This window comes from Rhodospirillaceae bacterium (assembly GCA_018662005.1).
In the GTDB taxonomy this organism is placed as follows: domain Bacteria; phylum Pseudomonadota; class Alphaproteobacteria; order Rhodospirillales; family JABHCV01; genus JACNJU01.
In genome coordinates, this window is sequence record JABJHA010000002.1 from 256,370 (window position 1) to 272,100 (window position 15,731).

Annotated in this window: 13 protein-coding genes and 1 pseudogene; 8 read left to right on the forward strand and 6 right to left on the reverse strand. The window is 51.9% G+C overall.

Annotation, left to right across the window (positions count from 1 at the left end):
* Positions 1-21 precede the first annotated feature (21 nt).
* The 3 genes from HOL66_01125 to HOL66_01135 all read right to left on the reverse strand — a co-directional run bounded on the left by HOL66_01125 (position 22) and on the right by HOL66_01135 (position 3,138).
* Positions 22-1,044, reverse strand: a complete 1,023-nt coding sequence (locus tag HOL66_01125; GenBank protein MBT5242827.1) for a hypothetical protein — start codon at positions 1,042-1,044, stop codon at positions 22-24.
* Positions 1,037-1,957 (reverse strand): IS1595 family transposase, encoded by a 921-nt coding sequence (locus HOL66_01130; GenBank protein MBT5242828.1) that lies wholly within the window; start codon positions 1,955-1,957, stop codon positions 1,037-1,039. Before HOL66_01130 ends, HOL66_01125 begins: the two co-directional genes overlap by 8 nt.
* 119 nt (positions 1,958-2,076) lie before the next feature.
* The gene (locus tag HOL66_01135) at positions 2,077-3,138 is read right to left on the reverse strand and encodes a GlxA family transcriptional regulator (protein MBT5242829.1); all 1,062 of its coding nucleotides are present in this window, start codon (positions 3,136-3,138) and stop codon (positions 2,077-2,079) included.
* Positions 3,139-3,243: 105 nt separating this feature from the next.
* Between HOL66_01135 and HOL66_01140 the strand changes: the two genes are divergently transcribed.
* A complete protein-coding gene (locus HOL66_01140) occupies positions 3,244-4,128 on the forward strand; it encodes a 3-keto-5-aminohexanoate cleavage protein (GenBank protein MBT5242830.1) in 885 nt (294 codons plus the stop codon).
* A gap of 16 nt (positions 4,129-4,144) precedes the next feature.
* Here HOL66_01140 and HOL66_01145 read toward each other — a convergent pair whose 3' ends face one another.
* On the reverse strand, positions 4,145-4,786 hold the full coding sequence (locus tag HOL66_01145) for a nitroreductase family protein (GenBank protein MBT5242831.1): 642 nt from the start codon (positions 4,784-4,786) through the stop codon (positions 4,145-4,147).
* A gap of 336 nt (positions 4,787-5,122) precedes the next feature.
* Between HOL66_01145 and HOL66_01150 the strand changes: the two genes are divergently transcribed.
* The 5 genes from HOL66_01150 (at position 5,123) to HOL66_01170 (ending at position 10,908) form a co-directional block, all read left to right on the forward strand.
* Positions 5,123-6,328 carry an ABC transporter substrate-binding protein gene (locus HOL66_01150; protein ID MBT5242832.1) on the forward strand — a complete coding sequence of 402 codons (1,206 nt, stop codon included), beginning with the start codon at positions 5,123-5,125 and terminating at the stop codon, positions 6,326-6,328.
* A 78-nt stretch (positions 6,329-6,406) separates the two neighbouring features.
* Positions 6,407-8,263 (forward strand): ABC transporter permease, encoded by a 1,857-nt coding sequence (locus HOL66_01155; GenBank protein MBT5242833.1) that lies wholly within the window; start codon positions 6,407-6,409, stop codon positions 8,261-8,263.
* A complete protein-coding gene (locus tag HOL66_01160) occupies positions 8,260-9,012 on the forward strand; it encodes an ABC transporter ATP-binding protein (GenBank protein ID MBT5242834.1) in 753 nt (250 codons plus the stop codon). The genes HOL66_01155 and HOL66_01160 overlap by 4 nt, the downstream gene beginning before the upstream one ends.
* Positions 9,005-9,706 (forward strand): ABC transporter ATP-binding protein, encoded by a 702-nt coding sequence (locus HOL66_01165; protein MBT5242835.1) that lies wholly within the window; start codon positions 9,005-9,007, stop codon positions 9,704-9,706. The genes HOL66_01160 and HOL66_01165 overlap by 8 nt, the downstream gene beginning before the upstream one ends.
* Before the next feature lie 20 nt (positions 9,707-9,726).
* On the forward strand, positions 9,727-10,908 hold the full coding sequence (locus HOL66_01170; GenBank protein MBT5242836.1) for an FAD-dependent oxidoreductase: 1,182 nt from the start codon (positions 9,727-9,729) through the stop codon (positions 10,906-10,908).
* Between the two features lie 316 nt (positions 10,909-11,224).
* Here HOL66_01170 and HOL66_01175 read toward each other — a convergent pair.
* Positions 11,225-12,119, reverse strand: a pseudogene (locus tag HOL66_01175) (restriction endonuclease).
* A 372-nt stretch (positions 12,120-12,491) separates the two neighbouring features.
* On the opposite strand from HOL66_01175, the gene HOL66_01180 reads away from it, so the two are divergent.
* The gene (locus HOL66_01180) at positions 12,492-13,550 is read left to right on the forward strand and encodes a Fic family protein (protein MBT5242837.1); all 1,059 of its coding nucleotides are present in this window, start codon (positions 12,492-12,494) and stop codon (positions 13,548-13,550) included.
* 189 nt (positions 13,551-13,739) lie between these two features.
* On the opposite strand, the gene HOL66_01185 is transcribed toward HOL66_01180, so the two are convergent.
* Positions 13,740-14,354, reverse strand: a complete 615-nt coding sequence (locus HOL66_01185) for a site-specific integrase (GenBank protein MBT5242838.1) — start codon at positions 14,352-14,354, stop codon at positions 13,740-13,742.
* Between the two features lie 752 nt (positions 14,355-15,106).
* Between HOL66_01185 and HOL66_01190 the strand changes: the two genes are divergently transcribed.
* On the forward strand, positions 15,107-15,731 hold a 625-nt coding region (locus HOL66_01190), incomplete at its 3' end, for a phosphate/phosphite/phosphonate ABC transporter substrate-binding protein (GenBank protein MBT5242839.1).

The window sequence follows — 15,731 nt, forward strand, 5'->3', positions numbered from 1 at the left end:
GTTCGCCCTCCCCGAAAGTCGTTAGTCGTCTAAATCATAGGCATCGATCACCAACTGTGAAAATGATGCCGGAAGTTCTTTCTGTTTGATCTTGCTGTCTATGTATTTCGTAAATTTTCCATCTCCAATGTAGTTTTCCCGCATCCACCGCCGAAATTCCGGCAATGCCGACTCTGGATAGCAATTGGCGGGCTGTGGGTTTGATTTCGCTTGCGGGAAATAATCTGGGTAGTTGTGGCTCCATTTTTTCCGCGCGCCAAATTTTTGATCAAAATTCCCCGCTTTCCAGTGCCTTCCCCAGACACCACCAACGCTCCCGTCAGGAACGAATGAACTGTCAATATGAAGTCCTGCCTGTCCTAGCGTCACTATCATATCTGCGATTTCTTTAAATACGCTGAAATATCCTACAGGCACGGCGTTATATGTTAGGGACACTCGATCATGGAATTGTTTCCATACGTCAGGAACTGATTGATTAGGGTCATACCCAACTTGAGTGTAGATAAAGTCATGAAGTGCTTTCCCAGCGAGCAACCGATAATTGCTTTTTGCCACATCTCGCACAGACGGTGCATCAAAGGCGTAATACTCAAGTACTGCTAAACATAGCGTGTCGGCATACGCATAATAAGTTCCACTACGTTGGTTGATTTCTATATATGGCGCTGATATCAGAACTCCTTTGTCTTGCAGAATAGACTTAATGCCCTGCGTCATTTGGTTTGGCGTTTCTAAGTTCCAATTCTGTCCCAATTCAACAATTCGAGCATTATTGATTCCGCACAACCTCGCCAAGCCCCGACCATTAAGGAAAGCAGTTCCATCCGATAGAACTCCCATCCCAATGCCGTCTATCTCCTTTTGTTTCTCAATAAAGAGATCAAGCTGGTCAGGATTTTTGGTGATCGAATTTTGCGTGCTGGGATGTATTAACACATTAGAATCGCTATGTTTTTTGGTGATCGAATTTACCATAGACCCTGCCGTTTCTTCAAAATCTGCATTAATTGGTTCAATTAAATTGTCCGATCTTTTAACCATTAATCAGTTCCTTATAAGTCAAGCGCTGTCCGACCATTCTGCCAGCGGTCATTTCAATAAACTGCATGGTGCCGACCTTGGCTGTATTATGGCGGAATGAAAACTCGTTCACGTAGCGATGTAAGTGCTTCACGCTCATGTGGTGATATATGCCGTAGTACCCGCGCATCAACAGCGCCCAGAAGCTCTCTATTCCGTTTGTGTGGGCTTGGTCGCGGACGTATTCGCCAACGCCATGATTGACGGAATGATGATTGTTTCCAGAAAGGCCGCAGTATCCCCGGTGGGCATCGGTGTAGACGGTAGAGCCACGCATCACATGATATTGAATAGCGCCTTTTAAGGTGTACCCGTCTGCGTTAGCAATAGGTCCGGCAACAACATGACCGCCACGTTCCATGATGCCCATAACGGCTTGTTTGCCGACCGGGCCGCGCCCGATACGTTGCTTTTTGTGGGAGTGCTTGTTGCGCTCTTTGCCACCAATATAGGTTTCGTCTACTTCGACTGTCGGCCCCATATCACCGCCCTGCGAGGCCATCCAGGTTTCGCGGATACGCTGGGCCAAAAACCAAGCCGTTTTCTGTGTGACGCCAAGCTCGCGGGCCATTTGAGTGGAAGGAATGCCTTTGCGGGCCGTGGTCATCATGTAGATCGCCATAAGCCATTTGTGCAGAGGAAGGCGGGACTCTGCGAGAACCATGCCGACACGAACGCTGAAATGCTTGCGGCACGATTTGCAGCGGTACGGCATAGGAATATGGTTTTTGCACTCAGAAACTTCGCTCGAACCACAATGCGGGCATTCCGCCCCGTCCGGCCAGCGCTTGTTCTCAAAGAACAACCGGGCGGACTCTTCGTCGGGGAACCGTTGGAAGAACTCGTAAAAGCTGATAGTTTCTGGTTTCGACATCTCACACTTCCTTGTTGGTGTGAGATTATACTAGCCAAATATATCGGGCTAGTCAAGCATATTATGGCTAGTTAAGTATATAGGTCCCCAATATTTGTTTGCTGTGGACGGTGAGGCGGTTACATTTTTCGCCGCTTCAATTCCTGGGCCTCGTTGGCGAAGCGGGTCAGCGATGCGGTCATGCCGGGCCACACCGGCATGGCTTCGGAATGGGGCCAGGCCTCGCGGTGATCGCGCGGTCGCTTGCCGAATTGCTGAGAAAATGATTTGGCGAAATGCGACAGGCTTGAATACCCGCAGGCAATGGAAATTTCCCTGATCGCCAAGTCTGTATTGGTCAGCAGTACGCGCGCAAACTGTAACCTGAGAACCCGGTAAAACCTGACCACCGAACAATCCATGTCACGCTTGAAGGCCCTTTCCAGCTTGCGTTGGGAAACACCAAGTTTGGCGGCGATCTGCGGGATGCTCAGGGGATCCTCGATCTGGCTTTCCATAATTGAAACGGCTTTCCTAACCAGGGGATAGCTGGCCATCGGGGTGCCGGCCGGGGCAATCCGCTGCGGCGTTTCGCTGCCACGTGATGGGAAATGCAGGATATGTTCGGCCACTTCCTGGGCCAGTTGCGGGCCAAAACGGTGATTGATATCGTCCAGCATCATGTCCAAACCGGCGGCACCCCCGGCAATGGTGGTGCGATTGCGATCAACGACGAAAAGTTTCTCTTCGGCCAGGGTTCGGGGATAGGCCTCCTGAAAGGCCTGAATGCAATACCAAAGGATGGCGGCGCGATAACCGGACAGTAACCTGGCGCGGGCAAGAATGTAGGTGCCGATATCCATCGCGCCCAAGTGAATGCCGAAACGATCCATACGCCGCAGCCAAGCGAACAGTTCGGGATCATCATAATGTTCAGACCCCCAGCTGCCGCAGACAAAGATCGCCCGCAATTTTTCATCGGCATTTTTATAATCGCTGGTCGCCAGGGGCATGCCGTTGCTGGCAATGGTGTTGGCGCCATCATCAGACAGGAACTGCCAGTCGTATAATTTACGCCCGGTGATGTAATTGGCGACACGCATGGGCTCCAGGGTGGCGGCCAGCGCCATCATGTTAAACCTGGGGATCAGCATGAAAGCGATCCGGTAGGGCGCTGCATCAATATCTTGAGTGACCATCACAATAGGCTATCCTAATGTCGAAAACCCATCAACAGTGGCGAAAAATTACCTGCTGCCGGAAAGACTTTCGTCGATGCTTTTACCAATCAGATAAAGGGGATTGCCATGAACAGAGACGTCATCATTTCATGTGCCGTGACCGGCGCCGGAGACACCCTTTCCAAACATCCCGGCGTGCCGGTGACACCCGAACAAATCTCCGATGCCGCCATTGAAGCGGCCAAGGCCGGTGCCGCGGTCGCCCACATTCACGTTCGCGACCCGGAAACCGGGCAAGGCTCCCGCGATGTCGAGCTTTTCCGGGACGCCGTTGAGCGGGTTCGGGCCAGCGACACCGACGTCATCATTAACCTGACCGCCGGCATGGGCGGCGACTGGTTTCCAGGCGACGTTGAACCCGGAAATGGTGGACCGGGAACCGATATGATCGGCCCCGAAGAACGCCTGGCCCATGTCGTTGAATTGCTGCCCGATATTTGCAGCCTTGATTGTGGGTCAATGAATTTTGGCGACAGCAACTATGTTTACCTGAGCCCGGCCGACTACCTGCGCAAAATGGCGAAAAAGGTTCAGGAGCTGGGCGTCAAGCCGGAACTGGAAGTTTTTGAGTTGGGCCATCTTCGCTTCGCCGCTCAGATGATTGCAGAAGGCCTGATTGACGCACCGCCGCTGTTCCAGATTTGCCTCGGCATGACCTGGGGCGCCGGTGCCGACACCGCGTCCATGAAATGCATGGCAGACGCCCTGCCTGACAACGTCAACTGGGGCGGCTTTGGTATCTCGCGCATGCAAATGCCCATGGTGGCACAGGCCGTTCTACTGGGCGGCAACGTGCGCGTCGGTCTGGAAGACAACATCTATCTGGATCGCGGCGTCCTCGCCAGCAACGGCCAACTTGTGCAACGGGCGAAGGAAATCATCGAACGCATGGGTGCCCGCGTGCTCGGCCCGGATGAGGCGCGGCAGAAACTGGGGCTGGCGGCCAAGTAGTGTAAATCGGTCAGAGTTACAAAAACCGAACCACTTTCTCGAGCGGCAGGCGGCCGCGTTTCTTTGGTGGTTTGTCGGCCCAGCCGAGGGTGATAAGCGCCTGGGGCATCCACTGTTCGGGCAGGTTCATATCCTTCGTGATGGCATCAGGACAAAACAGCGGCGCGCACATCCAGCAGCCGCCCAATCCTTCCCAATGGGCCGCCAGCAGAACATTGTAGGCCGCCATGGCGACGCTTTGAACGGCCATCAGGTGTTCCGCTTTATTGCGCTTGTCGTCGGGGTAATGATCCATGTCTTCCATGGTCAGGCAACACAGGATAACGACGGGTGCACTGACGATACGGTGGTTCGAGCGGGCGACATCTTCGTTGACAACCTTGACCTCGTCGCCATCGGCCAGCCGGTCGGAACGAAGCCTGTCACCCATGACCTTTGCCAGGGCCTGCTTCTTCGGCTCGTCAGTCATCACCGCGAACCGCCAGGGCTGGCGGTTGTGGGCCGATGGCGCGAAACGAACGGCCTGGAGGATACGTTCCAGTTGATGGGGCTCTATTTTGCGCGATTGAAAGCTGCGTATTGTCCGGCGTTGCTCGATAAACTCCAGCCATCCGCCTGGGTCGTCTGAAATCTGCATTTTGTTCATCTTGTTGGTCATTTATCCCTGCCTGAGCATTGTCGCATTAAAAGCCTGCGGACACAGAAGTATATTGACGGGTCGCGGGTGGGAAGGAGCCTGGTTTATAACAGAAAATCTTCGCATGATAAAATTGTTACGCAAGAATTGTTTTTTGGTACATTTACGCTTCCGGGTCCCGGCATTAGACTTTCTCCCAGAAGGTGGCGAAATAAACTTAAGTAGCCTTCGATAACACACAGAGTGATCGCCGCAGCGGGGATCGGATAAAACCCCCAAGGAACAAGGTACATGACAGGGCCTGACCAGATTTTTTTTCACTTGTTTGGTAGCGGGCCTATTTAACAGGAGGAACACATGAGGCGAAGTAAATTTCTAAAAATCAGTTCGATTGCGCTTTTAGGGGGGCTGGTTGCCTCTATGGCGACCGCCGCGGAAACCATCAAACTTGGTGACATGAACGCCTACACCCGCTTGGCGGCCATTGCCGGACCTTACAAAAAAGGCCTGGATCTGGGCATCAAGGAAATCAATGCCGCCGGCGGCGTCCTTGGCCAGCAGCTTGAAGTCATTTCACGCGACACCCAGGGCAAGCCAAGCGTTGCCGTGAAAATCGCTGAAGAAATGGCGTCCCGCGACAAGGTCGCGATGTTAATCGGCACGACGTTCTCCCATGTCGGCCTTGCCTTAGGCGCCTTCGCCGACAATCGTAAAATGGTTTATCTGGCTTCGGGCCCTCTGGCCGACGCCATTGTCTGGGGTAAGGGCAACCCATACACCTTCCGTCTGCGCTCCAGCGTTCACATGATGGCTTCCATGCTGGTTGATCAGGCCGTTAAAAAGAATGCCAAGCGCTGGGCCACCATCGCGCCGAATTTTGCTTTCGGCAAAGAAGCCGTTGCCGCTTTCAAGAAGGTCCTGAAAGAACGTCAGCCTGATGTCGAATTTGTCGCCGAACAATGGCCGGCCGCTTTCAAAATTGATGCCGGCGCTGAAGTTCAGGCCCTGGCACAATCAAAGCCCGATGCCATTTTCAATGCCACGTTTGGATCAGACCTTGCCAAGTTCGCCCACGAAGGACGCCTGCGCGGCTTGTTTAAGGACCGCCTGGTGGTCAGTGTGCTGACCGGCGAGCCGGAATACATCGACCCCTTGAAAGGCGATGCACCTGAAGGCTGGTTGGTGACCGGGTATCCCTGGTATGGCATCGATACGCCAATCCACAATGTTTTCAAAGCGGCCTACGAAAAGGAATACAACGATTATCCCCGGGTTAATTCTGTGATCGGATACGTCACCGCCTACACCGTTAAAGCGGCCTTGATGAAAGCCGGTTCAACGGATTCAGAAAAAATCCGCGCCGCCATGGAAGGCTTAAAAGTGGGCACCCCGTTCGGTGATATCAAATTCCGTGAAATTGACAACCAGGCGACACTTGGAATCTATACCGGCTGGACCAAGTTGAAAGACGGCGGCGGAATTATGGTCGATTACGAATTCCGTGATGGTGCCAATTACTCGCCATCAGACGAGGAAGTACGTAAGATGCGACCTGCAGACTAATTAGCACCCTCCCCGGGGCACTGCTAATGTAAAGCGTGCCCCGGTTTTTTTTGTCTTTTTTACGAGGACAGGTGAAGAATGGGTTTCTATGTCGTCCAGTTTCTCACTGGACTTTCCAGTGCCTCGGCGCTTTTCCTGGTTGCATCGGGCCTGTCGATCATCTTTGGCGTCACCCGGGTGGTCAACTTCGCCCATGGGTCCCTGTACATGCTGGGCGCTTTTATCGGCTATTCGCTGGTTGGGGTGCTGAGTGGCATGTTCGGCTATTGGATCAGTATTCTCCTGGCCGCCGTGATTGTCGGGCTGATCGCGGTGCTGATTGAAATTCTGATTTTGCGCAGGGTTTATCAGGCCCCCGAACTATTCCAGCTTGTCGCCACCTTTGGCCCCATTCTGATTATTCAAGACGTCGCTTTGAGCATCTGGGGCCCCGAAGACCTGTTCAGTGTCTCGGCCCCGGGCCTGGATGGCGCGATCATGATCATGGGCACAGCCATGCCGGAATATGACCTGGCCCTGATCGCCCTCAGTTTTCTGGTTTTGGGCGGATTGTGGCTTTTATTTAACCGCACCCGCTGGGGAACCCTGGTCAGGGCCGCGACCGAAGACCGCGACATGGTCAGCGCACTGGGGGTCAACCAGACATGGCTGTTCACGGCGACTTTTTTCTTAGGCTCGTTCCTGGCCGCTTTAGGGGGTGCCGCGCAACTGCCCAAGGGCGGCGCTTCGCTGATTATGGATTTTGAAATTCTGGCGCCGATATTTGTCGTTGTCGTCATCGGCGGCATGGGTTCGATTCTAGGCGCTTTTCTGGCCGCCTTGTTGATTTCCGAACTGAACGCCTTCGCCATTCTTGTCTGGCCGGAAAGCACCCTTGGCCTGATGTTCGTGGTTATGGCGATTGTCCTGATCGCCCGTCCCTGGGGCTTGTTCGGCAAACCCGAGGCGGCCGGCCAGCATGGCCAGGTCGGTCCACCCGACCAGCCCTACCGGCCGCTGTCGCGAAAGTCGTTGCTGGCGTTCGCCGGGGTGTTGGGGTTGTTGCTGTTGCTTCCTGTGCTGGTCAGCGAGTTTTCCCTGGTCCTGGTCATGGACATGGTGATCCTGTCCCTGTTTGCCGCCAGTATTCATTACTTGATGGGGCCGGGCGGGCTGGTGTCGTTTGGTCACGCCGCCTTTTTCGGTGGCGGCGCCTATTCCGTCGCCCTGCTGCACGAACATTTCGACACCCCCATGGAAATCGCCTTCATTATGGGGCCCATCGGTGCCGGTATTCTGGCCCTGGCCATCGGCTGGTTTTGCGTCCGACGATCAGGCGTCTATCTGGCCATGCTGACCCTGGCTTTTGCGCAAGTCGCCTGGTCGATCTCTTTTCAGTGGGGCGACGTCACAGGCGGCGACGACGGCATTATCGGCGTCTGGCCAAGTTCCTGGGCCAGCTCGAAGGTGGCTTACTATTACCTGACCCTTTTGTTTGGTATTGGCGGCATTATTGTTTTGCGCCGGACCCTGTTCACGCCCTTTGGTTACGCCATGCGGGCGTGCCGGGATTCAAGGCTGCGCAGCGCCTCCATCGGCATCAACATTACCCGCCAGCAATGGCTGTCGTTCGCTTTTTCCGGGGCTATGGCCGGGTTGGCCGGGGCCCTGTTTGTCTACCTGAAAGGTAGTATTTTCCCAGATGAAATGTCTCTGGCGAGATCTTTCGACGGCCTGATCATGGTCTTGTTGGGTGGCGTCAAGACGCTGACCGGCCCGATCGCCGGGGCCACCGCCTTCACCTGGCTGGACGACGTGATTTCCAGGCTGGATTACTGGCGGTTTATCCTGGGAAGCCTGATCATCCTGATCGTGCTGGCCTTCCCACAAGGAATTTCGGGCTATTTCAGGGAACGCTTCGGTTCCTGGTTCGGCCAGGGGGAGGCGGACCAATGACGGAGTTGGCGCTTGAAGTCAGGGGCCTGGAAAAAGCCTTCGGCGGCGTTATCGCCGTCAACGGTTTGAATTTCGATCTTCCCAAAGGGGAGCTGTTGGCCTTGATCGGGCCCAATGGCGCAGGCAAGAGCACCAGCTTCAACATCTTGAACGGCCAGTTGAAACCCAGCGCCGGTTCAGTCAAATTCTTAGGAACCGAACTGGTCGGCTTAAGCCCCCAGGAGATCTGGCGGCACGGGGTCGGGCGAACCTTCCAGATCACCGCCACTTACGCTTCGATGACGGTTTGTGAAAACGTCCAAATGGCGCTTCTCAGTTATCATCGGCGGTTGTTTTCCCTGCTTCCCATCGCCGCCAGGCTTTATCGGGAAGAGGCCCTGGCCCTGTTGGAGCGTGTCGGTATGGTCGATCAGGAAAACAGGCCGTGCAGCGTGCTCGCTTATGGTGATCTTAAACGGGTCGAACTGGCCGTGGCGCTGGCCAACCAGCCCAACCTGCTGTTGATGGATGAACCAACGGCGGGGATGGCGCCGAAAGAACGGATCGAACTGATGGCGCTGACCAACGAAATCGTCATTGAACGCGGAATTTCCGTGCTGTTCACCGAACACGATATGGATGTTGTTTTCACCCATGCTGACCGGATCATCGTCCTGGACCGGGGCACCCTTGTCGCTGAAGGAACGCCGGAAGAAGTCAGGAACAACGATCACGTCCGACAAATCTATCTGGGGTCGCAACATGCTTAAGGTCAGTGGACTTCATTCATATTACGGTCGCGCCCATATCCTGTCAGAGGTATCGCTGGAAATCGGACGCGGCGAAATTCTCGCCCTGCTAGGCCGCAACGGAGCCGGCAAATCGACGACCTTGAAAAGTATTATCGGCCTGGTCACACCGGCCCAAGGAACCATCGAATTCCAGGGTGAGGCCATCCAAGGCCTGCCCTCCTTCGTGATTTCAAGAAAAGGCATTGGTTACACGCCCGAAGACCGGCGCATCTTCGCCGGACTGACGGTTACCGAAAACCTTGAAGTCGGCAGGCAGCCCGAACGCCAGGGCGCGCCTTTCTGGACGCTGGAGAAACTGTTCGACATGTTTCCCAATCTGGCCGAACTGAGGGACCGCCCGGGCGGTTATATCAGCGGCGGCGAACAACAAATGCTGACCATCGCCCGCACGCTTATGGGCAACCCGTCGGCGATCCTGCTGGACGAGCCTTCCGAAGGCCTGGCCCCGATCATTGTCGACAAAATGATTGAAACCATCCTGACCCTTAAATCGGAAGGCCTGTCGGTTATCCTGTCGGAACAAAACCTGAGCTTTGCGTCCCGAGTCGCCGACCGGGCGACGATTATCGAAAAAGGCCAGATCAGGTATGAAGGCACCATGGCCGAGTTGCAAGACAACCCGGATATTCGAAATGCCTACCTGAGCGTCTAGACATTGGCCGGAGAAAACCCATGCAGATATCTATAATCGGCGGCGGTTTTGCCGGTCTTTGGGCGGCCATGAGCGGGGCCGCGGAGAGAAGCCGTTTAGGCGTTTCCTCCGAAGATTTATCCATTAACCTGATCAGCGACAGCCCCGATCTGGTTATTCGCCCGCGCTTGTATGAAGGGGCCGCCAGCGACATGCGGGTGGCCTTGCAGCCGTTGCTTCAAGTGATCGACGTCGACTTCCGGATCGCCCGGGTTGCAGATATTCAGCCCAATGAAAAACAGATCGTCCTGGAAGGAGCGGAACCGGGCTCAAGCCTTTCCTATGACAGCCTGATTTTGGCCAGTGGCAGTCGCATGAGAAAACTTCAGTTTCCGGGCGCCAGCCAATACGGCTTTAACATCGATACTTATGATGAAACCGCCCGCTTCGATCAACATCTGGCAGAGCTTGTAATAACCAGTGAAACATTAACCGTCGTTGTCGTCGGTTCCGGCTCGACGGGCCTGGAACTGGTGACGGAATTGCGGAAGCGGCTGGGCCCCGAGGCCCACTTGATTTTACTGGACCATTCATCGCAGGTGGCCCGCAATATGGGCGTCAGCCTGAACCCTGTCATTGTTCGCGCTTTATCGGACTGTGATGTTGATGTCAGGATTAATTCAAACATTGCCTCCATGGATAAACAGGGACTCGTTTTGGAAGATGGCGGGGAAATCAAATCCGGGGCCGTGGTCTTCGCAACCGGCCTGGAGGCGAGCCCGCTGACCGAGGCTTTCGACGGTGAAAAAGATCGCGCCGGGCGGCTTCATGTGGATCAATATCTGAACCTGCCCGCTGACGGCAGTGTTTTCATTGCCGGCGATACGGCACGGGGCATGGCCGATGACGACCACACCACATTCATGTGCTGTCAGCATGCCCTGCAGCTGGGCCGTTTTGCCGGCCATAATTCCGTGCGCAGTCTGATGGGAAAACCGTTGAAGCTTTATCGCCAGGAGAACTATGTCACCTGTCTGGACCTGGGCCCCGCCGGCGCCGTTTATACCACGGGGTGGGAACGGGAAATTCAGAATACGGGAGTCGAGGGAAAGGAGATCAAAAAAAGAATCAACCATAAAAGAATTTATCCTCCCGGGGCCGAGGCAAGTGCAGAGTCGATTTTTCAGTTCATTACGCTCGAGCCCGAAGCCGTGTCCCGCTGAATATAGCAGAGGGTCATCGGTTTCGACCAGACGAGGTCGAAAGTTCTGTTCGTTTCATGGAGTGCCTCTGCTTTCTTGTTTTTCGCGACGAGTCATATTTGACCATTATGCGAACTCAAGAAACCAAAGCAGAACGGAATCAGTATTCACAAATAATCTCATGAAGAGATTTTGGGGGCGATTCCTGGTTGTAGGGACAGTCATTATTCAGGGAGAATAATTTATATTCAGGTGACTGGTCGAAAAGTAATAATGCTCGAATTCAAGAAGAACTAAAGCACTATGCTCTTGAATCCTAAAACTCCCTAAAATACAGCTAACCCTTAAATACATTTTCTCGATGATATTTAAGAAAATGAGGGTGCGGGCAGAACTCCTTACATAACGGAGGAAATAATTTTCCTTCAGGATTTATCAAGCGTTCCATGGTGTCAGGCACACTTTCTCTCGCCTGAAGTATCGTCAAGTCATCATCCAGCGATAGCAATCCTCTATCAAACATCCAATGAACAGTGCCGGAAAGCGCCAAGCCATTCCGGATGGTATCGGGGCCATTTTCTGCCACGGGGCGTATGTGTGCCGCCTGGGCTTCCGAGCGCCCTCCACCATTGATAATCCTCAAACCGGTGATCGCACACGTATTATTGTACGCAGACTTAACCTGACGGGAGAACGCAGCATCTCGAAATGGTCTCGAAACCAAGCGTTCAACCATAGGCCTTTCGAATTCCAGTTGCTCTTCGGCCAGGCCGGGGGTCACATTTTGATTTTCTGTCACGGGTCCGATAATATTTGAGAACCCGGCTTGAAGAATAAGGTCATACTCTTCATCTGGCATTGAACGAACGGATCGACCAAAGGCACCTTTGTTTGTGCTTCCATCGTCCTTTTGAAGCGCACTTTCAAAATATTGCTCACCCTCTTTAAAAGGAACTTCTCGTTCGAATTCCAGATAATCTTCAACAAAAGCATAGATAATGATCGGTCACAACCGGATCAGGTTGAATTGAATTCAAACGGGCGGTTGCAAAATATTCTTGCCTACCGCCACTGCTGTTCAAATCTGTGCTAGATCTGCGGGGCTCATAATAGACAATCCAATCGCCCTTCGCCGCTTCAACCTGACGTAAATATGTGCGTGGAAAATGGTATTTTCCTGGTTGATCATCATAAGCAGAGTCGGGTTTCGCTATAAAAACAGCTTTTGTCATTGCTAGCCCCCATCCCCTCAAATTGATCTATATGGTCTTACAACCGTACCAGGTATTTTCTGGACAGACCAGAACCCCCCTAAGGGGCGACAAGAAATAAAAATTCAATAAGTGTATTATGAAAAGGGTTGGTGGGCCCGGCAGGACTATGGAAATCCCCTAATGTCAAAGGGTTAAGGGAAAGTTTGGAGAACTAAAGTTGCATTTGAGATCAATGGGTTGCATGGGATTTTCCCAAACTTTTCATCCCCATTTTCTGGATTGATCGTACCATACTTATTCTGACAATCCCATGAATGTTATTGGATGAAAATGGATGGACAATTGGATGGCGCTGTGGCATCCTCAAATTGGATGAAAATGGATGGATAAATGGTTGCCACAATCAACACCTCGACACTCAAGGTCACCAACGAGATTTTATCTCTGATTTCCGAGATTGATGAGTTCAAAGGTGCATGGCGTGCAATCGGACGGATTGCACCGGAACGATTGACCAGCCTTCGCCGTGTCGCGACTATCGAAAGTGTTGGTTCTTCGACCAGGATTGAAGGAGCAAAACTGACTGACCGTGAAGTTGAAAAGCTTCTGTCCAACATTGAGATTAAATCCTTCACCTCTCGAGACGAGCAAGAAGTAGCCGGTTATGCAGACGCCATGGAGGTCATTTTTTCCAACTGGGAATCGATAGACCTGACGGAAAACCATATCAAGCAGGTCCATCGTGATCTTCTGAAATTCTCCAACAAGGACGAGCGCCATCGTGGAGAATACAAGACCCTGCCAAATCATGTGGAAGCCTTCGGCGAAGACGGGAAAAGCATGGGTGTTGTATTTCAGACGGCGGCACCTTTTGATACTCCGCGCCTAATGGCAGAACTGGTCGAATGGACTAGGACAAACCTGAAATCCCGAGAGACCCATCCTCTGCTTGTGATTGCCGTATTCGTTGTCGTGTTTCTTGAAATCCATCCCTTTCAAGATGGAAATGGGCGCATCTCCAGAATTTTGACAACACTTTTGCTGTTGCGAGCAGGATACGCATACGTGCCCTTCAGTTCCTTGGAAAGTATCATTGAGCAAAGCAAGGAAGCTTATTATCTAGCACTGCGGCAGACTCAAGGCTCCATCCGTACTGACCAACCAGACTGGCAGTCGTGGGTCACTTATTTCTTGAAGGTGCTCAAACAACACAAGGATCGTCTGGAAAGCAAGATTGAGCGTGAGCGGCTCATTCTTGGAGACCTGCCTGAATTATCAGTTCAAATTCTGAATATGGCTCGGGACCATGGGCGGGTCTCCGTTGGTGACGTAGCCAAGGCGACCGGTGCGAGCAGGAATACCGTCAAAGATCATATTCGTTCATTAACCGAAAACGATCACTTGGAACGCCACGGTGCTGGTCGGGGCACTTGGTATTCACTTGCTTAAGTATGAGGCAAGGTAAAGCAGGGTATAACCCGCAAACCGTTGATTTGACAATACTCACCCCTCTTGGTGTGGATGGCACTTTACCTGCCAAAATGCATACCGATCATGAAGGCAATCAACCCTATCGTGGTCCACTTAATCAGAAACCATGCGGCACGAAACGGGAATGTGATCACACGAGCCATGGCGTCACCCACAATCCACTAATTTCCGCTTCGCCTCGGTATCGCTTTGGATATATCGCTGGGTGGTCGCGAGTGATGAGTGACCGGCAAGGTCTTGTACGTCTTTCAAACTTCCGCCAACACGTGATGTGTTCTTCGCCCAACGGGTAATTGCGGTACGCCTTCCTGAGTGGGATGAACAGCCATCAAACCCAAGGTTGCCATACAACCGTTTGAACCAGTGTGCGATGGAGTTGGCTGACATCCGCCCTCCTCTTTCGCTGGTAATCACGTTGGATGCCAGATCGAACGGAAAGCCTTTTTCCAATCGCTTTGCAACGGCAAAGTCCTTCAAGGTTTCCAATGCCACTTTCAAATCCTTATTCAGCGGGATCGTTCTGCCACCATTTTTGCCTTTCGAGGCTACGTTCTGAAGGGCAATAGAATTTCCGATGTTGCCTTCCGGATCTGTAACCATCTGCCAAGTGATAGATGCAATCTCTTTTGCGCGAAAACCGCTTTTCACTGACAGAAGCAGAATAACGATATCGCGCAGGCTGTTTCTCGTTGTTGAGAGAAACTGCAACGTAGTTCTGATCTGAACTTCGGAAAGAATCTTGGCCTGTTTACCCATCGCCATCATATTCACCATAATAAGTTATTATAGTAATATTTTATGTCGAATTTGATTATAGAGTCAAGTCAATACGTTCTGAAACCCGCATGGTTACTGGCCTCGACATAAAAGATGGGTTTGATGATAAATCCGATTTCATTCGATGAACCAACGAAGATGGTCATTTACAAAACCGCGCTACGGTAAAATTCTGTACTTGGAATGTCGGCTTGGGTGCAGATTGCGGAAGTTTGAAAAATCTGTCATTAATGACCGGGTGTAGCCAACAGCGGCTGTTTAGGTAAATCTAATATTTGCCATCCAGTGGACGTGATAGCGGCATTCTGGAACGTAGATAGCGGCGAGCGTAAGATTTCTTCAGCCGCCCACCGAAAAGATTCGCTGAATTGAATATGAACGACAAGTTCAATATTGGTTCAGTGCCAATCCGCCATACTTCTTTCAATTTAAATTGAAAACAAAGGAATTGGCATCATGCAAATCGTAATCTTTACCAGTGTTTGTCTTTTTATTGCGGTCATCGGGTTTGTATCCCTCAAATTTTCGGCCCTAAGCACAGGGTAGAACCCCCTATAATTATCCCCCTGAAAAGCTTATGGTTATTCCTATGGGCGCAGGGAACTTTTTATATATATTATTGCGGGGATATCCTTCCAAGTCGCCGTTATCTCGGCGCTTGCTTTCTTCCGTCATATGCGGTCCTACAAATATTTGCAGAAGCGTTTTTCCACTACAGCCCCAAAAGGATTAAGATTATGACATTTAAAAAAATAGCACTGATGTTTGCAACAGGCATCACCGTGACATGCCTATCTACACCTCAAGCATCAGCCCAAAATGAAGAAACTCTTCTTTTCGGTATTGTCCCTCAACAGGCGGCCAGTCGTCTCGCAAAAATGTGGGTTCCATTTATTAATGAACTTTCCAAAGAAACGGGTTACAAAATAAAATTCGCCACCATGAAAGATATCCCAAGTTTTGAGCAATGCCTTGCACAAGGGGCCTATGATCTCGCTTATATGAACCCCTATCATTATACGATCTTTAGCACCCTAACTGGCTATAAGGCCTTTGCGCATCAATCAGAAAAAAAACTTAAAGGTATTGTTGTTGTTAGACAGGATAGTGCCGCAAAGAAACTAGAAGATTTAGATAACCAAAAAATAGCCTTCCCTTCACCTGCTGCATTTGGTGCCAGTGTCTTACCCCGCGCTGAAATGAAAGCAGCGGGCATGATCATTGAACCAAATTACGTGAAATCACATGACAGTGTTTATCGTTCCGTTATTGCAGGGATATTTCCCGCAGGCGGTGGTGTGTTGAGAACTTTCAACAATATCCCTGATGACTTAAAAGCTCAGTTACGCGTGATTTATACTA